Annotated in this window: 21 protein-coding genes; 10 read left to right on the plus strand and 11 right to left on the minus strand. The window is 44.0% G+C overall.

Annotation, left to right across the window (positions count from 1 at the left end; genetic code table 11):
* Positions 1 to 76: 76 nt before the first annotated feature.
* From NLG07_RS05180 to NLG07_RS05195, 4 genes are all read right to left on the minus strand, one after another.
* Positions 77 to 2,875, minus strand: coding sequence for a bifunctional aconitate hydratase 2/2-methylisocitrate dehydratase (locus NLG07_RS05180; RefSeq protein ID WP_254856627.1), 2,799 nt, complete (start codon positions 2,873 to 2,875; stop codon positions 77 to 79).
* A 205-nt stretch (positions 2,876 to 3,080) separates the two neighbouring features.
* On the minus strand, positions 3,081 to 3,719 hold the full coding sequence (gene tmpT / locus NLG07_RS05185) for a thiopurine S-methyltransferase (protein ID WP_254856628.1): 639 nt from the start codon (positions 3,717 to 3,719) through the stop codon (positions 3,081 to 3,083).
* A gap of 19 nt (positions 3,720 to 3,738) precedes the next feature.
* Positions 3,739 to 5,796, minus strand: a complete 2,058-nt coding sequence (locus NLG07_RS05190) for a prolyl oligopeptidase family protein (RefSeq protein ID WP_254856814.1) — start codon at positions 5,794 to 5,796, stop codon at positions 3,739 to 3,741.
* A 449-nt stretch (positions 5,797 to 6,245) separates the two neighbouring features.
* Positions 6,246 to 7,052 carry a polyphosphate kinase 2 family protein gene (locus tag NLG07_RS05195; RefSeq protein WP_254856629.1) on the minus strand — a complete coding sequence of 269 codons (807 nt, stop codon included), beginning with the start codon at positions 7,050 to 7,052 and terminating at the stop codon, positions 6,246 to 6,248.
* Between the two features lie 194 nt (positions 7,053 to 7,246).
* Between NLG07_RS05195 and NLG07_RS05200 the strand changes: the two genes are divergently transcribed.
* From NLG07_RS05200 to NLG07_RS05230, 7 genes are all read left to right on the plus strand, one after another.
* Complete coding sequence (locus NLG07_RS05200; protein ID WP_254856630.1) at positions 7,247 to 8,011, plus strand: DUF3450 domain-containing protein; 765 nt, start codon at positions 7,247 to 7,249, stop codon at positions 8,009 to 8,011.
* Positions 8,012 to 8,021: 10 nt separating this feature from the next.
* A complete protein-coding gene (locus tag NLG07_RS05205) occupies positions 8,022 to 9,383 on the plus strand; it encodes a MotA/TolQ/ExbB proton channel family protein (RefSeq protein WP_254856631.1) in 1,362 nt (453 codons plus the stop codon).
* Positions 9,384 to 9,388: 5 nt separating this feature from the next.
* Positions 9,389 to 9,913 (plus strand): MotA/TolQ/ExbB proton channel family protein, encoded by a 525-nt coding sequence (locus NLG07_RS05210; RefSeq protein ID WP_254856632.1) that lies wholly within the window; start codon positions 9,389 to 9,391, stop codon positions 9,911 to 9,913.
* A 20-nt stretch (positions 9,914 to 9,933) separates the two neighbouring features.
* Complete coding sequence (locus NLG07_RS05215; protein WP_254856633.1) at positions 9,934 to 10,341, plus strand: biopolymer transporter ExbD; 408 nt, start codon at positions 9,934 to 9,936, stop codon at positions 10,339 to 10,341.
* Positions 10,342 to 10,354: 13 nt separating this feature from the next.
* Positions 10,355 to 10,963, plus strand: coding sequence for an energy transducer TonB (locus NLG07_RS05220; RefSeq protein ID WP_254856634.1), 609 nt, complete (start codon positions 10,355 to 10,357; stop codon positions 10,961 to 10,963).
* Positions 10,964 to 10,977: 14 nt separating this feature from the next.
* A complete protein-coding gene (locus tag NLG07_RS05225; RefSeq protein WP_254856635.1) occupies positions 10,978 to 12,282 on the plus strand; it encodes a lipopolysaccharide assembly protein LapB in 1,305 nt (434 codons plus the stop codon).
* A 214-nt stretch (positions 12,283 to 12,496) separates the two neighbouring features.
* Positions 12,497 to 14,620, plus strand: a complete 2,124-nt coding sequence (locus tag NLG07_RS05230) for a S9 family peptidase (protein WP_254856636.1) — start codon at positions 12,497 to 12,499, stop codon at positions 14,618 to 14,620.
* On the opposite strand, the gene NLG07_RS05235 is transcribed toward NLG07_RS05230, so the two are convergent.
* Positions 14,610 to 15,074: a hypothetical protein gene (locus tag NLG07_RS05235; RefSeq protein WP_254856637.1), complete on the minus strand. Its 465-nt coding sequence runs from the start codon at positions 15,072 to 15,074 to the stop codon at positions 14,610 to 14,612. The genes NLG07_RS05230 and NLG07_RS05235 overlap by 11 nt on opposite strands.
* Before the next feature lie 82 nt (positions 15,075 to 15,156).
* Between NLG07_RS05235 and NLG07_RS05240 the strand changes: the two genes are divergently transcribed.
* From NLG07_RS05240 to lysC, 3 genes are all read left to right on the plus strand, one after another.
* Entirely contained in the window at positions 15,157 to 16,230 is a 1,074-nt protein-coding gene (locus tag NLG07_RS05240) for a PQQ-dependent sugar dehydrogenase (protein WP_254856638.1), read from the plus strand.
* A 1-nt stretch (position 16,231) separates the two neighbouring features.
* Positions 16,232 to 16,663, plus strand: coding sequence for a DUF192 domain-containing protein (locus NLG07_RS05245; protein WP_254856639.1), 432 nt, complete (start codon positions 16,232 to 16,234; stop codon positions 16,661 to 16,663).
* 78 nt (positions 16,664 to 16,741) lie between these two features.
* Complete coding sequence (gene lysC, locus NLG07_RS05250) at positions 16,742 to 18,091, plus strand: lysine-sensitive aspartokinase 3 (RefSeq protein ID WP_254856640.1); 1,350 nt, start codon at positions 16,742 to 16,744, stop codon at positions 18,089 to 18,091.
* Positions 18,092 to 18,177: 86 nt separating this feature from the next.
* On the opposite strand, the gene NLG07_RS05255 is transcribed toward lysC, so the two are convergent.
* From NLG07_RS05255 to NLG07_RS05280, 6 genes are read right to left on the minus strand one after another with little or no spacing between them, the layout of a single operon-like run.
* The gene (locus tag NLG07_RS05255) at positions 18,178 to 18,981 is read right to left on the minus strand and encodes a symmetrical bis(5'-nucleosyl)-tetraphosphatase (RefSeq protein ID WP_254856641.1); all 804 of its coding nucleotides are present in this window, start codon (positions 18,979 to 18,981) and stop codon (positions 18,178 to 18,180) included.
* A 2-nt stretch (positions 18,982 to 18,983) separates the two neighbouring features.
* Positions 18,984 to 19,361 carry a Co2+/Mg2+ efflux protein ApaG gene (gene apaG / locus NLG07_RS05260; RefSeq protein ID WP_254856642.1) on the minus strand — a complete coding sequence of 126 codons (378 nt, stop codon included), beginning with the start codon at positions 19,359 to 19,361 and terminating at the stop codon, positions 18,984 to 18,986.
* A gap of 11 nt (positions 19,362 to 19,372) precedes the next feature.
* Positions 19,373 to 20,170: a 16S rRNA (adenine(1518)-N(6)/adenine(1519)-N(6))-dimethyltransferase RsmA gene (rsmA, locus tag NLG07_RS05265; protein ID WP_254856643.1), complete on the minus strand. Its 798-nt coding sequence runs from the start codon at positions 20,168 to 20,170 to the stop codon at positions 19,373 to 19,375.
* Complete coding sequence (gene pdxA / locus NLG07_RS05270) at positions 20,163 to 21,146, minus strand: 4-hydroxythreonine-4-phosphate dehydrogenase PdxA (RefSeq protein ID WP_254856815.1); 984 nt, start codon at positions 21,144 to 21,146, stop codon at positions 20,163 to 20,165. Before pdxA ends, rsmA begins: the two co-directional genes overlap by 8 nt.
* The gene (gene surA / locus NLG07_RS05275) at positions 21,146 to 22,444 is read right to left on the minus strand and encodes a peptidylprolyl isomerase SurA (RefSeq protein WP_303049224.1); all 1,299 of its coding nucleotides are present in this window, start codon (positions 22,442 to 22,444) and stop codon (positions 21,146 to 21,148) included. The genes pdxA and surA overlap by 1 nt, the downstream gene beginning before the upstream one ends.
* Positions 22,445 to 22,469: 25 nt before the next feature.
* Positions 22,470 to 24,749 carry an LPS-assembly protein LptD gene (locus NLG07_RS05280; protein WP_254856645.1) on the minus strand — a complete coding sequence of 760 codons (2,280 nt, stop codon included), beginning with the start codon at positions 24,747 to 24,749 and terminating at the stop codon, positions 22,470 to 22,472.
* Positions 24,750 to 24,798 lie beyond the last annotated feature (49 nt).

Consider the following 24,798-nt stretch of genomic DNA (forward strand, 5'->3'; position numbering starts at 1 on the left):
TAGTGTAAGGCTCAAATACGAAAAAAGCCAATGAGCACGACACCCATTGGCTTTTGATTCTACAAGCGATTAGTGACTATACACGAACCGCAGGAATGATATCCGAACCAGCTACCGCCAAGTCTTCTTGTGGCGGTTGGAACGTGGTCAAATCGATACCAGCAACGGCTTCTTGATATTCTTGCAATGTCGGGAAACGACCTAAGATACAAGATAAAACCACCATTGGCGTTGAGCCAAGTAAAGATTCACCTTTCTTCTCAGAGCTGTCTTCAACCACACGACCTTGGAATAAACGCGTAGAAGTCGCAAGAACAGTATCACCCGGTTCGGCTTTTTCTTGGTTACCCATGCACAAGTTACATCCAGGACGCTCTAGGTATAAGATGTTGTCGTACTTAGTACGCGCAGCTTCTTTTGGATTCTCATCTGAGAATTCGAAACCAGCATATTTTTGCAGGATATCCCAATCACCTTCGGCTTTCAGCTCATCCACGATGTTGTACGTTGGTGGCGCAACCACTAGCGGTGCGTTAAAGCTGATAGGACCTTTTTGCTCAAGGTTGCGAAGCATCGCAGCAATGATCTTCATGTCGCCTTTGTGGACCATACAAGAACCCACAAAGCCTAAGTCAACTTTACGGCCATCATAGTATGATGCTGGGCGGATCACGTCGTGCGTATAACGCTTGGAGACGTCTTCGTTGTTCACATCTGGGTCAGCAATCATTGGCTCAACGATTGAGTCAAGGTCAACAACGACTTCTGCATAGTACTTAGCATTGTCATCTGGTGCTAGTGCTGGTGCTTCGCCAGATTTCACTTCTGCTATACGCTTATCAGCAAGGTCGATTAGTCCTTGAAGCATCTTCGCTTCGTTGTCCATACCCTTGTTGATCATGATTTGGATACGTGACTTAGCCAGCTCTAAAGAAGCAATCAATGTCTCATCGGTAGAGATACAGATAGACGCTTTGGCTTTCATCTCAGCAGTCCAATCGGTAAACGTAAACGCTTGGTCAGCTAATAGAGTACCGATTTGTACTTCGATAACACGGCCTTGGAAGACGTTTTCGCCAGCAAATTGCTTAAGCATTTGTGCTTGTGTGGCGTGAACGATATCACGGAAGTCCATGTGCGGCTGCATGTTGCCTTTGAATGTCACTTTGACAGACTCAGGAATCGGCATTGCCGCTTCACCTGTTGCAAGCGCAAGTGCAACCGTACCTGAGTCCGCACCGAATGCGACGCCTTTTGACATGCGTGTATGCGAGTCACCGCCGATAATGATGGCGCGATCATCCACTGTGATGTCATTCAATACTTTGTGGATTACGTCAGTCATTGAGTGATAAACGTGCTTAGGATCGCGTGCTGTGATTACACCAAACGCATTCATGAATGCCATCAATTTAGGTGTATTTGCTTTGGCTTTGTTATCCCAAACCGATGCTGTGTGACAGCCAGATTGGAATGCACCGTCAACGCTAGGAGAAATCTTAGAAGCAGCCATTGCTTCCAGTTCCTGACACGTCATTGGGCCAGTGGTATCTTGTGAGCCAACGATGTTGACTTTAACTCGTACGTCAGAACCTGCGTGCAGTGGCGTCGCAGATTTCACGCCGATTGCATTGCGGTTGAAGATTTTTTCAACGGCAGTAAGGCCTTGGCCTTCGATAGAAATTTCTTTAGATGGAGCGTATACCACAGGTGCTTCAATACCTAATGTTTCCGCTGCGAACGTTTGTAATTTCTTACCGAAAACAACTGCGTAAGAGCCGCCCGCTTTCATGAATTCGACTTTTTGCGGAGTAAAGGCGTCAGAAACGTCTACTAACTCTTGGTCGCCGTTGTAAAGTTTCTTCGCTTTGGTATCAATTGTTAGAATCGTACCAGTTGCAACTGAGTAAGCTTCTTCTAATACGGGATCGCCATTTGCGTCACGCACGATTTCGCCGTTTTCGTCAGTCTTTTTCACCCAGTTTTTAAGGTCAAGACCGATACCGCCAGTTACACCAACGGTGGTTAAGAAGATTGGCGCGATGCCATTCGTTCCTGCAACAACTGGCTTATTGTTCACAAATGGAATGTAAGGAGAAGTTTCTTCGCCCGCCCATAATGCCACGTTGTTCACACCCGACATACGCGAAGAACCAACGCCCATAGTGCCTTTTTCAGCGATCAGCATGACTTTGCAGTCTGGGTGAGCGGCTTTGAGCTCAGTGATTTCTTTTTGAGCTTCAGGAGAAATCATACATAAGCCGTGAAGCTCGCGGTCTGCACGTGAGTGAGACTGATTGCCTGGAGAAAGAAGGTCAGTAGAAATATCACCTTCAGCGGCAATATAAGTCACGACGTTGATTTTTTCTGGGATATCGTCAAGCTTAGTGAAGAACTCAGCGTTCGCATAGCTGGTTAGTATGTCTTTTGCAATCGTATTACCCGCTGCGTTCGCTTCCGCTAAACGGCTAGTATCTGCGTCATACAAGAATACTTGTGATTTTAATACTTCGCCAGCTGCTGCTGCTTGTGGGTGGTCAGAAAGTGCAACATCAAGTAGAACTTCAACAGAAGGACCGCCTTTCATATGAGAAAGTTGCTCAAGTGCAAATTCAGGCGTAATTTCAGCTACTTGTTGCTCACCTAATACGATGTCTTTCAAAAATGCCGCTTTAACACCTGCAGCTGGCGTCGTACCAGGCAATGTGTTGTAGATAAAGAAGTTTAGAGAAGCTTCGCGGTGCTCATTACCCGTATCTTTGATTTGTTCAATGATTTCTGACAACAATTCTGCGCTGTCAATTGGTTTAGGGTTTAGACCAAGTTCGTTTTTGCGAACTTCAATCTCTTTTAGATATTCAGAATAATAACTCATCGTATGTAACGCCTTTTTTTAAATCCATTAATGATTAACCCGCGGATTATATGAAAAAAGTGAGTCAATGCCCATAGGTAAGAGGTGTCATAATCATAATTCATGCTATGAATGGTTTGAAATCCTTTTATATCAAGGATTTATTACCACTATACCTTAGTTGTAATCCCTTGGTGATTGTGTGAAATCTTAGCGGGTATTGGTTTTATTTGGATTGTAAAAGGACTATTTGCTCGTTTGCGGAGACTTTTCCTTTTAAGCCGTCCTCCAGCACAACGCTCTCTAAACACTTGATGTTAAAGTGATGGCTGTAGTGTTTTTCAATTTCTTGCATATCAATGCTAAACGGTGGGCCAGATAAAGCTGATTGGTCGTAGACAAACGTGACCAATAACATGGGGCACTGTTCAGTGAGCATGGGTAACCTTCGCACATAGCGTTGTCGGATCTCTGGCGGCAAAGCCACCATGGCCGCGCGGTCGTATACCGCATCGATAGGCCCTAATTGCTCCGGCGTTAAGGCAAAAAAATCCCCCACAAACAAACAAATATTCTCATATGAGTAGCATACGTGGTCGCCAACTATTTTGATATTGGGAGATAGATTTCGCTCCGCAAAAAATTGCTCAACCGCGGATTCATTCAATTCAACGCCTATTACTTCACAGTCTTGTGAGGCTATCCATTCAATATCAACGGCTTTGCCACATAAAGGGATAAATACTCTTGCCTGGTGCGGCAAAGCCAACGCTGAAAAATACCTCGCAAGCAATGCATTGACTTGACCTTCGTGAAAGCCAATCTCTTGTTTCGTCCATCGGTCATGCCAAAATTCATGATGCATTGCTCAACGTCCTCTTTGATTAAAGGCTTTTTATGCCCATGTGATATAACGCAAAACCAAACATGTCTGCAGATTCTTCAATGCGTTTACTGATGGGGGTACCTGCACCATGGCCAGCATCCTTCTCAATACGGATAACAACGGGGTTATCGCCGGCATGATGATCCTGTAGTTCGGCAATAAACTTGTAAGAATGGGCGGGTACAACGCGGTCATCATGATCTGCGGTAGTAACCATAGTCGCTGGATAGCGCACGCCTTCTTTGACGTTGTGTACCGGTGAATACCCCAATAGATATTCGAACATTTCTTTACTTTGCTCAGACGTACCATAATCATATGCCCACCCAGCACCTGCAGTGAAGGTGTGATAGCGCAACATATCTAGCACTCCCACATCAGGAAATGCCACTGCTGCCAACGTTGGGCGTTGGGTCATGACCGCACCAACTAATAAACCTCCGTTGGATGAACCGCTTAATGCCATTTTTTCTGAGGAGGTGTAGCCGTTTTCAATTAAGTATTCACCTGCAGCAATAAAGTCGTCAAATACGTTTTGTTTCTGCATTTGCGTACCGGCTTTGTGCCATGCTTTACCGTATTCACCACCTCCACGGATATTTGGCACTGCATACACACCACCTAACTTTAGCCATGCCGCAACAATCGGGCTAAAACGTGGCGTTAAACTAATATTGAAGCCGCCGTAACCGTACAAGATTGTAGGGGTTGAACCATCTTTGACTAAGTCCTTGCGATGCGTAATGAGCATGGGTACACGTGTTCCGTCTTTCGATGTATAAAAGACTTGCTCACTGACATACTTGCTCGCATCAAATGCGGTTTTAGGTTGGGCAAACACGGTTGGCTCACCAGTTGCTAAATCCAGCGCATAAATCGTAGTCGGCGTGATGGCATTGGCAAATGTGAAATAGGTCTTGGTTGCATCGATTTTGCCATTGTTAACCGAAGCAGTGCCAACACCGGGCAAGGTAATTTCGCGAATAAGTTGACCTTCAAGATCGTATTGGAAGACCTTAGACTTAGCATCGATCATGTAATTTGCAAATAGCTGTCCACCGACGGTTGAAATGGATAGCACATTTTCAGTTTCAGCAATCACATCCACCCAATTTTCCGGTGACGGATTGGTAATCGATGTTTTGACCAAGCGCTTGTTCGGTGCATCTAGGTTAGTGATTAAATATATATCATCCCCTTTAGACGTGACCCAGTCCACATCGACACCGTCTTGGTCATAAATGACTTGCCATTGTGGGTTTTCTAACGATAAGTCTTTGACAAAATAATGATTGCCTGAGGTCGTATTTGCACCATAGGCGATTAAATAGCGACCATCTTCAGATACCCCAGCGCCGGCGTAGCGGTATTTTTCACTGTCCACGTGACCAAAGACTTTGGCATCTTCTGACTGTGCGGTGCCAATGCGATGATAATACACTTTATGTTGGTCGGTTTTGGCTGAGAGCTCAGAGCCGTCTGGCTTGTCATAACTAGAGTAATAAAATCCCTCGTTTTTGTACCAAGATAAACCGCTGAACTTAATGTCTTTGAGTGGCTCGCCTATTAGTGCTTTCGTTTCGGTGTCCATAATAAAGGCTTCGCGCCAATCACTGCCACCGGTAGAGGTCATGTAGGCAACCATCGACGCGTCTTCAGAAAACGCAACGGTCGTTAATGATACAGTGCCATCTTCACTAAAAGTATTGGGATCTAAAAATACTTCGGGTTCGCCAGCGTCTTTTTGACGAAACAACACGCTGTGATTTTGTAATCCATCATTTTTATAAAAATAGGTATACTCACCTTCGACGAATGGCGCGGTGATTCGCTCATAGTCATACATGCTTTTGAGTGTCGCAGAGATTTTGTCGCGATAGGTAATTTGTGAGAGCACTTGCTGAGTCAATGCATTTTGCGCATCCACCCAAGCTGCGGTTTCCTCACTGAGATCATCTTCTAACCAGCGATATGGGTCGGCTACTTGAGTGCCAAAATACGTATCTACGACATCGCCTTTGCGGGTTTCAGGGTAAGGCGTAGGCATTTTGGACATATCGCTCTCTTTGTTTTTTGCTAATTGTTGTGCGTTTGTGGTGTCAGGCTGACAGGCACTGAGACCAATAACCGAAGTGGCAATCGCGGCGCAAATCAGAGAGCGTCGCCACAATTTGTTAAATAAAGAGGGGGTTGGCATGGAGCTATCCTTCTTGTCGTTTTTATTATTATCACGGCAAATCACAACACAAAATTAGGAGCTTGCCAAGGGAGGAATTGTAAACACTTATTTTTGTAATATAGTTATTTTTAATCATACCGATAAAACTTTACGGAGTGATATTCACAGAAAGTTAAACCCATAGCATATGTCGAATCATTGAATCTCTTGGCCATTAAACCCACCAAGCAGCTGATGGGCGAGACGCCATCGAGCAACTCCAAACCCTTACAGTAGACTGTGATTAACCTTCATAAGCAAAAAAGCGAGCCGGATAGGCAGGATAGTTAAAGCCCGAGTTGTTCTTTTGCCAAGCCGATTACATCAGGATCAAGTGGCGGAGGAGTGATGTCTATTCCAACACTGAGTTGGTCTACAACGGTTTGCAAAACGGCCAAACGAGCATACCACTTGTGGTTGCCTGGAATAACATGCCAAGGAGAACGCACGGTAGAAGTATGAGTAAACATTTGATTAATCGCAGTTTGATAGTCAGCCCATTTTTCTCGGTTTCGCAAATCTTCGGTGGTCAATTTCCAACGCTTCATTGGATTGTGTAAACGTTCAGCAAAGCGTCTGAGTTGTTCATCTGCACTGATGTGCATGAAAATCTTAACAATCCGCGTATCGTCAGCCAATTGCATTTCTTCAAATTGATTGATTTCACAATATGCTCTATGCCACTCAGTTGTGTTGGCAATGCCTTCTACGCGTTCGACTAGCACCCGCCCGTACCAGGAACGGTCAAAAATCGCGATATTACCTTTTGCTGGCAATCGATTTTGAAAGCGAACCAGATAGTGTTGCGATAATTCCGTAGGTGTGGGCGCACTGATTGGATGTACTGAATAACTTCGCGGATCAAGCTTCTCAGTCATACGCCTGATCGCTCCACCTTTTCCGCTGGCATCAGTACCTTCAAATACAATAATGGCACGTTTATTTTGATGCCAATAAACTTGCTGGATGGCTAGTATTGATGTTTGCAAAGATATTAATGCGCTTTCATATGCCTTTTTAGAACCTTCATATTTAATAGCTGCAGAGATAGCTGATAACTGATTTGCTTGCAACGCATTTGGTGTGCTGTTCATACAATATAACCTTAAGGAGAAATGACGTATCCTAAATAAGCATAGCCGCATAATCCTTGTTCTCCCACCCCAAATAGTTCCCGCATGACAGATGTGTGAATATGACAATTTTGTAATAAAACTGTCACACATTGCATTTATTATTTCGCACAGTTTTAAATTGCCTCTAAAAGGCATCAAAGAAGGTCCTAACTATGAATCGCGTAATCTCTCTTGTGGCGCTTGTGTTAGCTGGAAGCATTGGCTTTTCAGTGCTAGCTCAAGAAGACCAAGCCGTTGAGAAAGTGGTAACAGAAGCTGGCAAAATCAATGAGTCCGCTGCTAAGTCACAAGTCAAAATTGACAACATTGCCGACCAAATTGATGGTAAGTTGCAACAGTTCAAAGCGTTGAATAAAGAAATTGAAGGGTTAAATGTATACAACTCTCAATTACAAAAGCAAATCGACAATCAAATAGACGAGATGGCTGCGTTAAACGAAGCGATTGACGAAGTCAGTGTGATTGAGCGTCAAATCACGCCACTAATGATCAATATGATTGATGGCTTAGAGCAATTTGTACAATTAGACGTTCCTTTTTTACCAGAAGAGCGCAACGCACGTATCGCCGATTTACGCAGCATGATGGACCGTGCTGATGTCGCACCTTCCGAAAAATTCCGTCGCGTAATGGAAGCGTTCCAAGTTGAAATGGATTATGGACGCACGCTTGAAGCTTACCCAGGGACACACACAGTTGCTGGTGTTGAGCGTGAAGTTGAGTTTTTACGTCTTGGTCGTACGGCTCTGATTTATCAAACACGTGATGCATCAAGTCAAGGTGTTTGGAATAAGCAAACACGTCAATGGGAAGCATTAGATTCAAGCTATCGCACACAGATCACTAAAGGTTTACGCATGGCGAAGAAGCAACTCGCACCTGATTTATTAATGTTACCAGTCGCAATTACTGACTAAGGCTAGCACGATGAAATTATCAATGAAAAATATCCTAGCGGCCGTTGCTGTTTCAGTATTGAGCTTTTCAGCAACTGCTAACGACCGCGCACTAGACTTAGATGCGTTATTGAAGCAACTTGAGCAGGGTCAATTTGCACAGACTCAAGAAAACAAAGCGCGTGAAGCCGAGTTTGTTGCCAAGCGCGCAGAACAAGATCGCATCTTACGTCAAACTCGCAACACACGTGATAATGCGTTAAAGCTTTCTGAAACGCTTGAAACTCAGTTCGAAGAAAACGAATTTAAATTAGCAGACTTAAATGACGCGTTAAACAATCGCTTAGGTTCGTTAAAAGAATTGTTCGGTGTATTACAACAAGTATCTGGCGATACCAAAAACAAATTCTACAACTCTATGATTTCAGCGGAAATTCCCGGTCGTGCAGAGTTTCTTGATGAAATGGCTCAGTCTATGGGCTCAAGCTCAAAACTTGCTTCTATTGAAGAAATTGAGCGCGTATGGTTTGAAATGCAACGTGAGATGACCGAAAGCGGCAAAGTCACTAAGTTCGAAACCACAGTCATTGAAGCCGGCGGTAACAAAGTAAACAAAGAAGTTGTTCGCGTAGGACCTTTCGCTTTGGTCTCTGACGGCAAATTCCTTGAATACAACGGAGTTACCGGCAGCGTTGCAGAATTAATTCGTCAGCCAGCAGAACGTTTTGGTAGCTCTGCAGCAAAACTACAAGCGTCTAATGGTGAATTAGTCGAGTTTGGTATCGATCCAACAGGTGGTTCAATTCTTGGCCTATTGGTTCAGGCGCCTACGTTAAAAGAACGTGTTGAACAAGGTGGCCTAGTTGGTTATATCATCTTAGCCGTCGGTGCAGTGGGTCTATTGCTTGCCTTAGAGCGTCTAGTGTCACTGACTCTGATTCGCACTAAAGTAAATTCACAGCTTAAATCGGATACCTTCAAAGACAACAACCCACTTGGTCGTGTCATGATGGTGAAAGACAAGTACCCGGATGCGGATACAGAAGCGATGGAACTGCATTTGACCGAAGCGATTTTATCAGAGGTGCCTAAATTAGGTCGCAACCTAACCATCATTAAGATTATCTCTGTGGTCGCACCATTGATGGGTCTACTAGGTACAGTAACCGGTATGATCAACACTTTCCAAGCCATTACTTTGTTCGGTACAGGTGACCCGAAACTGATGGCTGGTGGTATTTCACAAGCACTAGTGACCACAGTACTCGGTCTAGTGGTCGCGATTCCAATGACTTTGTTATACGCAATGCTTAACACGCGTAGCAAAAACATCGTCTTCATTCTTCAAGAACAAGCAGCTGGTGTGATTGCTGAGCGCGCAGAGCGGAGCTAAGTCACATGGTTGAGTTCTTAGAAGCAATCCGAGATTTTACAGAAACAGGTGGCCAAGTACTCTTGGTCATCGGGTTCTTGATCTTCGTTATGTGGTTGCTGATTTTAGAACGCGTTTTGTACATCCTAATTTGGCACAAAGAAATCAAAAACGATGTGTTGTCGCAATGGCAAGAACGCCAAGACAAAACGTCATGGAATGCAGAGCAAATCCGTCAAGCAGCCATATCACGTATGGTGATGGCACTTAACGGCAGTATTCCAATTATCCAAGCGCTTGTCGCTTTGTGTCCATTATTAGGATTGATGGGAACCGTGACCGGTATGATTGAAGTATTTGACGTCATGGCGATTTCTGGTTCTGGTAACGCGCGTTCGATGGCATCCGGTGTCTCGAAAGCCACTATCCCAACAATGGCGGGAATGGTTGGTGCACTTTCTGGCGTATTTGCCTCGACGTGGTTAACGCGTAAGGTCAAAACAGAACGTGCGCATTTAGAAGATCAAATTCAACTAGACCGTCATATTTGAGTGGCGGTGAGGGTTAAACAATGAAACAACATTTTCAAAACTTAATGGACGAAGAAGAAGCGGCGATTGATATGACGCCAATGCTTGACGTCGTCTTTATCATGCTGATCTTCTTTATCGTCACAGCGTCATTTGTCAAAGAAGCGGGTATTGATGTTAACCGTCCTGATGCGGCGACAGCAGTCAAAAAAGACCGCGCTAATATCCTCATCGCGATCAGTGACAAGGGTGAAATTTGGATCAACAAGCGCCGTGTTGATGTGCGTGCAGTACAAGCCAACGTTGAGCGTCTAAAAGCCGAAAACCCACAAGGCTCAGTTGTCATTCAAGCGGACCGCAAATCGACAACAGAGACCCTGATAAAAGTCATGGACGCTTCTCGTGCCGCGGGTGCATTTGATATATCTATTGCAGCGCAAGAACAGTAAATAGGCAGTTATTATGTCACGTTTTTTAATTGCCATTATTGTTTCTGCAGCGATAACATTAGGCTTATTCTTCCTAATGCAATCTTTGATTCAAAGTGGTGGTAGTGCTTTGACCGAACCGCCTAGAGGCAGTGTCCTGGATTTTGTTCGCGTCAAAAAAGAAGAAGCGGTTGAGAAAAAAGACCGCAAACCGAAAAAGCCGCCCAAGCCAGAAGAGCCACCTCCGCAAATGGAAACCCCACAAATGGATGCCCCAGCACCTGATGGTGAAGGCACTGGAATGGATTTCGCCTCGGATGTTTCTACCGAAATGTCACTCGATGGTGGAGTTGGCCTAGAGTCAGGAGATGGTGAGTACTTACCAATAGTCAAAGTTGCACCGGTTTATCCACGCCGTGCCTTACAGCGCGGTATCGAAGGCTTTGTGATCGTTGAATTTACAGTGAACAAGCAAGGTGCGGTGACCAATCCTATTGTGATTGAAGCCCAACCTGAAAAAATCTTTGATCAAGCCGCACTTGATGCTGCTAAGAAGTTCAAATACAAGCCTCGAGTCGTGAATGGCGAACCCATTGCGGTGTCTGGTGTGCAAAACCGCATTACTTTTAAGATTGACGGATAAGGAGAGGGATAACAATGAAATCTACTAAACGATTTTTGTCTAGCCTATCTGTTGTGGCATGCGTTTTGGCAACCAATGTTGCACTCGTTGAACCGGTCCATGCTGAAACCAAGGCCAGTGAAAAGAAGACGCGCAAAGTCCCTACTTTACGTGGCAAAGTGTATGAGCAACTCTCTCGTGCACAGACTTTTGCAGACCAAGACCAAAGTGATGAAGCCTTTGCCGTATTAGCGGAAGTCGAAGGCAAAAAGTCTTCCATGAACAGCTATGAAATTGCCATGCTGTATAACTTTTATGGATTCATTTACTACAATCTTGAGCAGCCAGATAAAGCGCTTGAGTATTTTAATAAAGTGGTGGAACAACAGCCAATCCCTGAAAGCTTCGAGCAATCTACGGTCTTTACTATTGCTCAGTTGTCCTTGATGCAAGGGGATTATAAAGCAGCAATCGCAAATCTCGAGCGTTGGGAAGACTTAAATGTAGGGCCAACGCCGCCAAAGAATTTATTCATTAAAGCGCAGGCCTATTATCAGGATAAACAATACGAACAAGCTGCAACATTCATAGACCAAGCTGTATCAGATAAAGAAGCGGCAGGTATGATTCCAGATGAAGGCTGGTTGATTTTACAACGTGCGATTTACTATGAGTTAAAGGACACGCGTAAAGTCAAAGACATCATCGTCAAGATGGTCAAGCTGTTTAACGAGCCAAAATACTGGATCCAACTTGGTGGTATGTATGGTGAGTTAGAAATGGAAAAACACCAATTAGCTATTATGGAAGCGGCGTACCAACAGGGATACTTGGTGAAAGGCGCGGACTTATTTAATATGGCACAGCTGTATTATTACCATAAAGCTCCGATTAAATGCGCCAATGTCATGCAAGCGGCCATGGATGATGGTTTATTGGAAGAAAATCTTCGCAACCTTAAGTTTTTAGGTCAGTGCTTACAGTTAGCAAAAGAGAACGAGAAGGCCGTTCCTGTGATGCGTGCTGCTGCTGAGTTAGCGCCTGATGGTGAACTATATGCTCAATTGGCTCAGTTGTTTTTGAATATTGATAAGTATGATGATGCGATTGCCAATGCTGAACTCGCTTTGGAAAAAGGCGATTTGCGCAACCAAGGTACCGTTCATTTGGTGCTGGGTATGGCCTATTACAACCAGCGTCAGTTTGTCAAAGCGCTCGACCAATTGGCCAAAGCCGAAGCGTTCAAAAATACGCGCAAGATGGCAGAGCAATGGCAACAATTCGTCTCTGGTGAAAAGCGAACGTTTGACGCCCTTCAGGCTGAGATAGCATCAGAATAAGCTCTCAATCCATTCCTAGAAGCTCCTTATGGGTTCCCCAGAAGGAGCTTTTTTATTTTTGGGAATATATTGCACAAACATAAAATTTTATCTATTTTATCCAGATAATAAATTAAATAACTTAAACTCTCCGATGCTCAAACAAATCTTTATAGCTGGCTTGGCAGGTTTATTATTTTCCTGTTCCGAAGTTCCTTCGTCACCTTCATCGACAATGAAAGAAACAACCGATATGTCAAATTACTCTCATCCATATGCGCGCATCAAACAACTGACTACAAACGCACCCGTTGCAATGCGTGAAGACGCAATTGTATCCCACCATGGATTTAGCGTAAGTGATCCATATCAATGGCTTAAAGACCAAGGCTACCCCGAAGTCAATGACCAAACCGTGTTAGATTATTTACATGCAGAAAATGCCTACTACGGTGAATTTAAAGCGCAACATCAGCCCCTCATTGATACTTTGTTTGAAGAGTTTAAAGGCAGAGTGGATGATGAATTTGTGTCAGTACCTGTTACTAATCGTGGCTATGAATATTGGTATGAGTATCAAGCAGGGAGTGATTACCGAACGTATTTGCGGCGCAACCTTGAAGACGGTGGTGAGCAAATCATTTTAGACCTACCAACCCTTGCTGAGGGAACGGATTATTTTGTCTTGGGCAGTTACGATATTAGCCCAGATAATAATTTGATTGCTTACACTATCGATACTACAGGCGATGAGCGCTATGAACTATTTATCAAAGATCTCAATACTGGAGAAATATCGAGTACGGTTTTGACTGATGTTAGAAGCAATATTACCTTTACATCCGATAGTAAGGGAATCGTCTATGACAAGTTGTCTACGCAGCGTTGGGCGACAGAATCCGTCAATTATCATCAGTTAGGGACAAAACAAGAAGTTGATATTGTACTATACGCTGAAACCAATGATGAATTTGGGTTAGGCCATTACGCCACTTCAGATGATGAGTATTTAGTTTTGTTGACTGGTACTCGTGACGTATCAGAAATCTATGTTGTGCCATTGGATAACGTGCAACAGCCGTTGCAACAACTGGTCAATCGTGACCAAGGATTCAGTGCCACCGTTGATCATGCGTTTGGAACCTTTTACATAGTCGCGAATGATACACACAGCAACTATCGTGTCGCGACCCTCGCCGATAACGCCTCAGGTTATGACAATTGGGAAACATTGATGCAAGGAGACAGCAGTTTGTATATCAAAAGCCTGGCGACGTTTCGTCATGGCTTGGTCATTAAACTGGCCCGCAATGGACTTGATGCACTGCAAGTCATCCCGTTTGCAGAAGAAGAAAGCCCTTATGACATTGAGTTTCCAGAGCAGGTCTTTTCTGCTAGTTTAGGAAACAATCCGGATTTTAATGCGACCTCTATACGTATTACTTATGAGAGTATGATTACGCCGGATACCTTGTTTGCTTATGATTTTGCAAACCGACAAAAGACAGTGCTTAAGAAGCAAAAAATTCCATCAGGTTATGATGCTTCGCTATATCATACAGAACGCCGAATGGCTCCTTCTCGTGACGGAGTCATGATCCCAGTGTCGATAGTTTATCGCAAAGATTTTGTGAAAGATGGCACGCGACCATTACACCTTTATGCCTACGGTGCGTATGGTATCGGCATGCCGACCAGCTTTTCATCTGTACGCTTGAGCTTACTCGATCGTGGGTTTGCGTTTGCCATTGCGCATACGCGAGGCGGAGATGAGATGGGCTATCAATGGTATCTCGATGGCAAAATGGAACAGCGTCAAAATGCCTTTAACGATTTTGTTGACGTGGCTAAGTTTCTCATTGCTGAACAGTATGCCTCAGCAGGTAATATCTCAATATCTGGCGGAAGTGCTGGCGGTAAAATGATGGGTGCTGTTACCATCTTGGAACCTAATTTGTGGCGCAGTGTATTACTTGATGTGCCATTTGTTGATGTACTTAATACTATGCTTGATGAATCTTTGCCGTTGACCCCACCTGAGTGGAGTGAGTGGGGTAATCCAATTAAGGATAAAGAAGCGTTTGAACGAATTTTGAGTTATTCACCATACGATAATATTGATGCGCGAGAGTATCCACCAATGATGGTGACAGGCGGCCTAAATGATCCTCGAGTGACGTATTGGGAACCAGCCAAATGGACTGCCCGTATGCGAGCAGAAAAAACCGATGATAATCTGTTGATCATGCGCATGAACATGAGTGCAGGTCACTATGCTAACTCAGGGCGTTACGGTCGATTACTAGATGCGGCAGAAGAGTATGCGTTTATATTGGCATCGCATCAAATCAACGAGTGATGATATGGCCATATCTACTGTAGAGATAAGCGAATAGCCAGCCACCCATAATTCCTGCGTTGATTTGTAGGATAAAACCAATGGGTGTGCGGGCTCCCGCAATTAAAGTGACGCCCAATATCGGTTGCATAGCAAATAGTACCAATGCCATCACCGTTCCACCGGCGAAGATCCTTAATAACGTCGAACTAGTGCGCTTGAATATACAATGTTTGAGCAAAGGCACACATAAAAAAGCCAAGCATAAAGCGACAGCTATGATGACCCCATAACTTGCTAACATCCCCCACCAATCTGCGACAAAGTGGTAAAAAATATCGCTAATCGTCAGCTGAGCATCGATTTGTGCCAAGCCAATCAGAATCATCAAAGAATGTGAAAAACTCGCAAATGTAAACGTGGTTAACCACGCTAAGCAAAAAGCAAAAAAAGTATTGAGTTTAATTATTTTCATGATTGCTTTAGACTTGATTTCATATTGCAAATATAGAAAAGCGAAAACTAAGATGCAAGGTTTTTTGTTCAACTTGATATGCATGGCTATTCTGACGATTTTTTTATCTCCAATTAAAATTACACAGGCAGCAAATTTTGATGTGCAGTCTATTGTTTCTGATTTGAATAATCCATGGTCTATCAAGAGCGATGCTTTTGGTCGCTATTGGATCACGCTCATGTCTGGAGAGTTGGTGATTGTGGAGCAAGACTCCCGGCAAATTGTCCCTTTAAACTTAGCCGAACTGTATCAGCAGGGGCAAGGGGGGTTGTTGGACATCGTATTGGTTGAAGTTAGACACGATGCTATTCAAGCAATCGTGAGCTATGCTCAAGGTAATGCGGTTGCCAATCGCTTGGCATTAAACAAAATTGCCCTCAACAAAGTGAATCATGTTTGGAAAATTACCCATCAACAGCAACTGTTTAGCGTGAAAGATGATAAGCAAACGCCGGTTCATTATGCAGGGCGTTTATTATTATTACCAGATGATACCTTGCTAGTGAATTCTGGCGACGGTTTTGATTACCGAGAAGATGCGCAGCGCGTAGAATCGCAATTGGGTAAAACTTTGCGTATGACATTAGAGGGTAAACCCGTTGCAGATGCACCGTTTGCTGACGACCCATATTTGTATAGTCTTGGACATCGCAACGCACAAGGTCTAGCCTTGGATGCGATAGGACAAATTTGGCAACATGAACATGGCCCGGCAGGCGGTGACGAAGTCAATTTATTAATGGCCGGTGCCAATTATGGCTGGCCGATTATCACCGAAGGTAAAGACTACAGTGGGGCATTAATTAGCCCTATAAAACAGGCCGCAGGAATGATGTCGCCAAAGGTGAACTGGACGCCATCAATTGCGCCATCTAGTATGGTGTACTACCGTTCAGATGCGCTTCCTGAATTATCCGGAAGTCTTCTAATCGGGACGTTAAAAACCAAAACTATTCATCGTATTGATCTGCAAAATGACTTTCGTGAAACAGTTTTAAGTCTACCCATCAACAAACGCATTCGAGATATTACCGTGGATCACCAAGGCCGAGTATTGCTGCTAACTGACGGTGAAAACGCGCAGGTTTTTATGCTCACTCAAGGACAAAACTAAATTGAAAGAACTATTTGGATTATTTTTGTGTGTGATATCGGCCTGGGCTGTCGCTTCTAGTGATTTTGGCACTGCGCGCATACAGGTATCCAATTTGAAACCGCTAACGGTTGAGTTAGCTGCCACAGACCGACAAAGGGCACGTGGCTTGATGCATCGTACTGAATTGTGTGCGGATTGCGGGATGTTGTTTGATTTTGGCGAAACTCGTTACGTTGGAATGTGGATGAAAAATACCGTTGTTCCCCTAAGTGTGGCGTATTTTAATGAACAAGGTGTCATTGTTAATATTAGACAAATGCAACCGCAAACATTACAATCCCACCCATCTGACGCACCGGTAAGGTTTGCCTTAGAAATGCCTATGGGATGGTTTAACAAAAATAAGATCCAGGCGGGTGATCGTATACGAATCATCTCAATGCAACCATAACATAAGCATAACGCAATAATAAAACGCAGCAATCCTAACGACAGAGACATTCAGAATTTATTTTAGGAATTGATGCTCATGAATACAGCGCTAACAATAGCCAAATTTGGTGGTACTTCCGTAGCTGATTATGCTGCAATGCGTGCTTGTGCCAAAATTATCCAGCAATCCGCTGACACTCGTGTCGTTGTGGTCAGTGCCTCTGCAGGCGTTACTAATCACCTAGTTTCGCTATGTCACGATGTATTGGATGATCAACAAATTGATGAAATCTTGGCGCAGATCACCAAAATTCAACATAATATTCACGAGTGCTTACCAGAATCAGCACAACGCGATGGCATTTTACAAGCGTTAATCGATGAGTTATCTCTACTTGCCAAACAGCCTTCTCTGCGCACCAATGATCAGCTCAAAGAGCAAGTGTTGTCGATGGGAGAGCGGATGTCGTCAGTGTTGTTTGCAGATGTTCTAAATGAACTTGGTGTGCCTGCTGAGAGCTTCGATGTCAGACAAGTCTTGCGTACAGATGACAATTTTGGTGCGGCCAACCCACAGCTTGCGGAGATCAAATCTTTAGCCGATACTCATTTAGCGCCGCGATTGGTTAATAAAGTACAAGTTACCCAAGGGTTTGTTGGCGCCGACAGTGAAGGGCGCACGACAACGTTAGGGCGCGGTGGTTCTGATTTTACCGCAGCTTTACTCGCAGAGGCGTTAGGGGCTCAATTATGTCAAATTTGGACCGACGTCATTGGCGTATATACAACCGATCCGCGCATTACTGATGCAGCCCGTCCACTAGCAGAACTCAGTTTTGAAGAAGCCGCTGAAATGGCAACATTCGGTGCCAAAGTGCTTCATCCAGCGACGATGGAGCCAGCCCTCAGACAAGATATAAAAGTGTTTGTTGGCTCGTCCAAAGAACCAGAAAAAGGCGGTACTGTAATAGTGCGTGACTGTGTTGAAGAGCCACCATACAGAGCCATTACCCGACGTAAAGACCAAGTTATGGTGACAGTTAAAACCCCAAAGATGATGTATGCACAGGGTTTTCTTGCAAAAGTATTTGAAATCATCGCCGAACATGAACTCAGTGTCGATTTGGTGACGACTTCTGAGATTTCAGTGTCATTTACATTGGATAATCCACCCAATTCAGTGGCTGAACGTTTGAATAAAGAAACCATTGCGGATTTAGCTGAAATATGTGATGTGACTGTCGAAAGAGGGTTCGATTTGATCACAGTGGTAGGTAATCACATGCAAACGGCGCCAGGGGTAAGTAGCAAAATACTCAGCGCAGTTGCTGACTATGAGTTGCGTATGATTTGTTTTGGCGCGAATCCCCATAACATGTCATTTTTGGTGCAAGCACAAAATAGCGATGAAATCGTGAAGGGACTTCACCGCACGCTTTTTGAATAAACCTTTTGTCAAATCAGTGTACTACGCAACGTTAAACGCCTTAATTAAAGAGAAATAGCCTGATTGTTTATCTGATATCTCTTAAATTAGGCTTTGACGCTGTAGCGAGTGCGATTCGTCAACTCATAAGCAGTCAGTTGATTCCCCCAGACATAACCTGTATCGAGGCCAATATACTGTGTCGAATTGGTCTGCCCTTGTAGGCTGGCCCAATGCCCAAATACGACACGTTTATTTAATAGATATGGGTTGTAAAACTGAAACCAGGGGCGCAGGCTTTGAGGCGCTTGCGAAGGGTTGACTTTGCAGGCAAAATCCATCGCACCATTGTGGTCAAGGTAGCGCATACGAGTAAAGGCATTCACAATAAAACGCTGTCTATCTATTGTTTTATGAGCTGGTGCCCATACTTTTGGCGTATTGCCGTACATATTTTGTAAAAAATGCGCAAAGTTCGGTTGTTGCAGCACGTGTTCGATTTCTTGGTTAAAGCGCATGGCGTCATCGAATGACCAGGCGGGATAAAGACCGGCATGAGTGATTAATGTATTTTTTTTATAACAAAGCGCCAGCGGCATATACCGGATCCACTCAAATAATTTGTCTCGGCCAGAATAAGAAAGTAGTTTTTGTAATCGGTCACTGGGTTTAGCACTGCGTATTTCTGCGCTGATTGCCAGTAAATGTAAATCATGGTTACCTAAAACCGAATGAAAATGTTCGCCAAGGTCATAACAATACTGAAGTACAGATAATGAATCCTCACCTCGAGCAACGAGATCTCCAACAGCATAGAGATGGTCTTTTTGAGGGTTAAATTTTAATTTGGTGAGAAGTTTTTTGAGGCCTTTATAACATCCTTGGATATCCCCTACGACATAATCAGCCATATCTAATGTACAATATTATCTTTCGAAAGTTGAAACATGGGGATTTCAGCTTTAAAACGAAGCCCCCGGGGACCGTCAAATTCGTAGTGACCTTCCATTGTGCCAAATGGAGTTGCAATCACTGCACCGCTAGAATAAGAATATTCTTCTCCTGCCGCTAGAATGGGCTCTTCACCTACTACACCAGCGCCATATACATTCTTTGATTCACCATTGCCATCAGTGATCATCCAATAGCGAGAGCGCAACTGAACAGTGTGCTGGCCAAGATTTCGAATGCACACGTAATAGGCGAAAGCATAGCGGTTTTCTGCAGGATCAGAGTGACTTTCAAGATATTGGCTGATTACCGATACGCGGATGTCGTCAGATAAATCCATAGTAATTACATTTAATCAGTATTATTTAAATTATTAGCAATCAGTGCATATTGTGCAAGAGATAAATTTTCAGCTCGCAAATTTGGGTCAATGCCCAATACCTCAAGCTCCTCACTACTGATACAATTTTTGAGGCTATTGCGAATCGTTTTGCGACGCTGATTAAATGCTTCAGCAGTCACTCGCGCCAATTCCTCTACGTTATTTACCTTAACAGGAGGAGTTTTATGCGGGATGAGTCTGACAACTGCACTATCTACCTTGGGCGGCGGCACAAATGCTTGCGGTGGGACTTCCAAAACCGGCATGACCTGACAGTAATATTGCGCCATTACTGAAAGCCTTCCGTAGTTTTTGTGTCCGGGGCCTGCAGCTAAGCGCAAGACGACTTCTTTTTGCAACATAAAATGCATATCTTGGATATGCTCGGCAAAACTGAACAGATGGAACATCAATGGAGTTGAGATGTTATAAGGAAGATTACCAAAAACTTTTAGTGGCTTATCCTTGATGACGGACGCAAAATCAAATTGCAATGCATCAGCAAAGTGAATGACAAGTTTGTCTTGAATAAACGGATGCGTCTCTAGTCTTTTGACCAAGTCTTTATCAAGCTCAACGACCTGTAATTGCTCTACCTGTTCACACACGGGCTCAGTGAGTGCACCAAGGCCTGGACCGATTTCTAACATAGTGGCATCGTTGGTGGGCGCAATCGCTGCAACGATTTGGTCGATGATGAATGCATCTTGCAAAAAGTTTTGGCCAAAGCGTTTCCTTGCTGTATGACCTTGATGGCTTTTACTCATGGGTATGGGATAACTCAATAGCGCTTTGAATCGCTTTTATTAAACTACCAGCATTGGCTTCACCTTTGCCAGCTAAATCAATCGCAGTGCCGTGATCAACCGAGGTGCGAATGAAAGGCAAGCCCAGCGTGATATTGACCGCTTCACCAAAGCCTTTGTACTTGAGTACTGGAAGGCCTTGGTCATGATACATTGCAAGCACAGTATCGGCTTCGGCTAAATATTTGGGATTAAAGATCGTATCTGCCGGCAATGGTCCAGTTAAATCAATTCCTTCAGCTCGCAGTAGGTCTAAAGTAGGGATGATCGTATCGATTTCTTCTCGGCCAAGGTGACCATCCTCTCCTGCATGTGGATTCAGTCCACACACGTATATTTTGGGTTTCTGAATACCAAATTTGAGTTTCAGATCCGTATGAATGATGTGAATGACCTTGTGTAAACGTTCTGCAGTAATGGCTTTTGAGACATATGCTAATGGGATGTGAGTCGTTGCTAGCGTAACTCGTAAACCGTCAGTGGCTAACATCATTACAACATCTGATGTATTGGATTGTGCAGCAAAATATTCAGTATGTCCGCTAAATGACATCCCACCTTTATTAATGATGCCTTTGTGCACCGGACCTGTCACAACCGCAGCAAAGTCGCCCTGCATATTGGCTTCGCATGCTTGGCGCAGGGTTTCGACAACATAAGGACCATTTTCAGCATTTAGCTCTCCGGCAACTACCTTGGCTTGAACGGGTATATGTTGTACATATAGAGAACCTTGAGGAGCAGGTTCTTCTTGTCCTGTGTAAGGAATAAGCGAGACGTCATGTTGCAGTAATTTAGCTCGCGCTTCGAGCATGGCACAATCAGCAAATGCGACTAAAACAGCTTGCCAATCTATGTAGGCAAGCTGTAATGTTAAATCGGGACCGATCCCTGCTGGCTCACCAGGAGTAACGGCTATTTTGGGTAATTTTGACATCATGATGTTCCATCATCAAATACTTCTATGTAGGCTTTTTCACGCAATTCACGCAACCAAGCTTCTGATTCTTCTGCGAACTTACGATTAAATAGCAATTGATAGGCTTTGTCTTGTTGGCGTTTTTCGGTGGCATCATCCACCCGACGATCCATCAATTCAATCAAGTGCCAGCCGTGAACTGAGCGCACTGGTGCACTGATTTCACCGATTGCTAATTGAGCCAAAGCATCTCTAAATGCAGGAACATACACACTAGGATCGGTCCAGCCCAACTCGCCACCTTTAATGGCCGAGCCCGGATCTGCTGAATGCTCTTTGGCAAGCTCGGCAAACGTCTTGTCACCGGCAATGATCTGGGATTTAAATTCTTCAAGCATCTGCTTTGCTTTGTCTTCGCTCAAAATGATCGATGGCTTAATCAAAATATGACGTGAATTCACCTCTTCGATTGTTGCCACCTCAATACCTCGCGTTTCCAAGATCTTGAGGAGATGGAAACCTGCGCCACTGCGAATCGGGCCAATCAATGAATCTTTAGTTCGACCTTGCACAACTTCTGCAAACAAAGTTGGCATTGCATTGATATTGAGCCAACCCAAATCACCACCTTCTAATGCTTTGGCACCAGATGATGAGGCGATAGCAATCTTAGCAAAATCAGAACCGTTGGTTAACAGCTCCAGTACTTTGTCCGCGCGTGAGCGAGCTTCTTCAATATCTGCATCAGTCGGTTCCGGAGGGAAGCCAATCAATATATGACCTAAGCGATACTCTGCCTGTTCGTTACCTTGTTCCTTGATGATGTCAACTAATCCTGCAATTTCTTGCGGGGTGATATAAATACGACGACGCACATTGGCACGTCTGACTTCACCAGTGATGAGTTCTTTGCGAACCTGTTCGCGGTATACGTCATAGGTTAAGCCGCTCGCTACGATAGAAGCGCGCAGCTGTTCAAGCGTAGCATTTTGTTGGCGTGCAATATTCTCAATGGTTTGTTCAAGCTGAGGGTCAGAAATACGGATCCCCATGCGATCAGCCATCTGCATCTGTAAGTTTTCCAGAATCAAACGTTCGATGGCCTGGGTACGCAGTGCGCGCTCAGAGGGTAATGATTGGTTTTGTTTGGCAGCATTCGCTTTAACGGTTTCGACCAATGCGTCGATTTCACTTTCTAAGATGACGCCTTGGTCAACGATAACAGCTACTTTGTCTAATGATTGTTGAGCGAACAAATGGCTCGATGCAAAGAGGCTTAGTGCAACAGCAAGGATAGTGGAAATTTTACGCATAATGACTCGTTTATTATATTTTCAATTATTATTGGGTGAAATACGGCTGTCGATAACCGAACATACCATCTAACAACATATTAGCATTCTGTTGATTTGAAGATAAGCCTTTGAAACTAAATTGTAAGCTTACTCCAGAATCAAAATTATTGATATCTCTTTGTCCGTCTAGTTGATAGCGATTGAGCAGCTGACGTTGCGCTACCAAACGAATTGACCAGCAGCAGGATTCGTATTGCAGACCAGTATATGTCTCAATAGTTCGATTTTGTTCTTGGTCGTGATACCAACGCCCGACCCATTGCCATCTATCTGACAATGGATACGCCGCACTTAAACCAATTTGATGAATGGTCTCATTGGACAAATTTCGTACATAACGCTGGTTGAATTGCAATAAACTATTATCATCACGGCGATATTCTAAAGTGGTGGATGAACGTTCCACTTTATCTGTTTTTGAAGCGAGTTGAATTTGGCTTTTTAGAAACCAGCGCGATGAGATTCTAAAATCAAAATCCGCAATGAGAGATGAGCGGTTTAATTCGTTGTCTCGTGTTAAAACACGACTATCTGAAAAATAAAAAATCTGTCCTAGGCTAAACGATGCTCGCTCGATACCTTGTGCATTGACAAAACGTGAGGTTAGGGCAATGGTCAGCTGATCATTATCTGTGATACGGTCAATGCCAGTAAATGATTGTCCGCGAAACAAATTATCCACGGTGTTGAACAACGGCGCTGTATCGTATATTCCTATATCAGATTGGTCGGCAAACTCGGTATACAAATATTGTACTTGTGGCTCGAGGGTGACAATTGAGCCAATTTCAGTCAAGGTTTGCGGTCGTTCAAAGTGCCAATGTCCGTTTACTTTGAATTGAGCAATATTGCGTTTGACATCGCGCGCAAGGGCACTGTCTTCCGCCACGTTTTGGCGGTATCGCGTAGCAAAATAGCTCATTTGCGCCGAATAATCTGACCAGGAGTTATGATAGTTAAAGGTCAGCGAAGGTGTCACATGAACCCGAGTTGCATCGTGTAAGTTCGGATTTTGATTGGTAAAATGGGTCAGCTCAGTGCGCAAATCAAAATGCCACAAACGGGATAAGGCAAAGTGACTATCACTCGAGATCCGCGGCATTGCTCGATAGTTGTCGGTCTGTTCCCCTAACACCGTAAAATCCTGTAATTCAAGATTGAATTCAGTATTTGGCATGGAGTAGCGCAGGCCAAAATAACGGTTAAGAGACGTATCAGCTCGATTATAAAAATCTGAACCAAAATCAATCACGTGATTCGCGTCATTGACATCATTAAAATCAATGCGGTATTGCAAGTGTTGTGAAAGGTTCCCAGTTTGTTGCCAACGCACAAAATATCTAGCCTCATCTTGGTTTTCATCATCCTTGTGGAGATATTCCACGTTTATCTGACCTTGATTTTGTTGTTGTAAAAAACGCAGTTCGGAAGTCAACATTAGACCACGGTTGGTCAACAGACGAGGGGCGATAGTAGCATCAATATCTGGTGCAATATTCCAGTAATACGGCGTGGTGATATCAAGTCCATTGTCGCTGGAACTCGATATTTTGGGAAACAATAATCCGGATTGTCTTTCGCTTGTCACCGGAAAGGCAAAATAGGGCAGGTAAAAAACGGGTACGCCAGCAACATAAAATCGAGTATTGAACGCTTGACCAAAGCTATCCCCTTCATCGACACTGATACGACTCGCTTTGAGAAGCCAATCTTGGCTTTGCAGCGGACAGCTGGTAAAAGTCACGTCCGACAGTGTGAGCGATTGGTCCTGTACAATACTAATCTGACTAGCCTGTCCTTGCGCATTAATAGTATTGAGTCGATATTCGGTTTCTTCCATTACAAAATTGCTTTGCCGATTATCTAAAGCAATAAGATTACTTTTGACTTGAATTTGTGGATTAACAAAAGCGATATTGCCAGAAGCTGTGACTTGCTGGCCAGAGTCATTGACCGTTGCTTGGTCGGCACCGATTTGTGCTGTGGGATGAAGAATGTCGACATTTCCAGCAAAACGAGCCACCTCATCATTGACGATATCAGCGTGTTGCGCAAGTACGATGATTTGCCCTGGTCGTGTTTCAGTTTGCAGGTCGTATGTTCGAGCTGCAATCCCATCAAACAGAGGTGGGTTCACACACTGAGCGATTGGCATAGTCTGAGGTGTGGCATTCGACTCAATTGAATCAGCATGGACGAGGCTTGAAAGCAAGGCAAGCGACGAGAGCATGCTTGTTACTATTCTCGCAAATACAGGCCTTTTCATTAATGCAATCCATCCCCAAAAAACTGCGCTATTGTACGTTTTTATAATG

Origin of the sequence: Alteromonas sp. LMIT006, assembly GCF_024300645.1 — a bacterium.
Lineage (GTDB): Bacteria > Pseudomonadota > Gammaproteobacteria > Enterobacterales > Alteromonadaceae > Opacimonas > Opacimonas immobilis.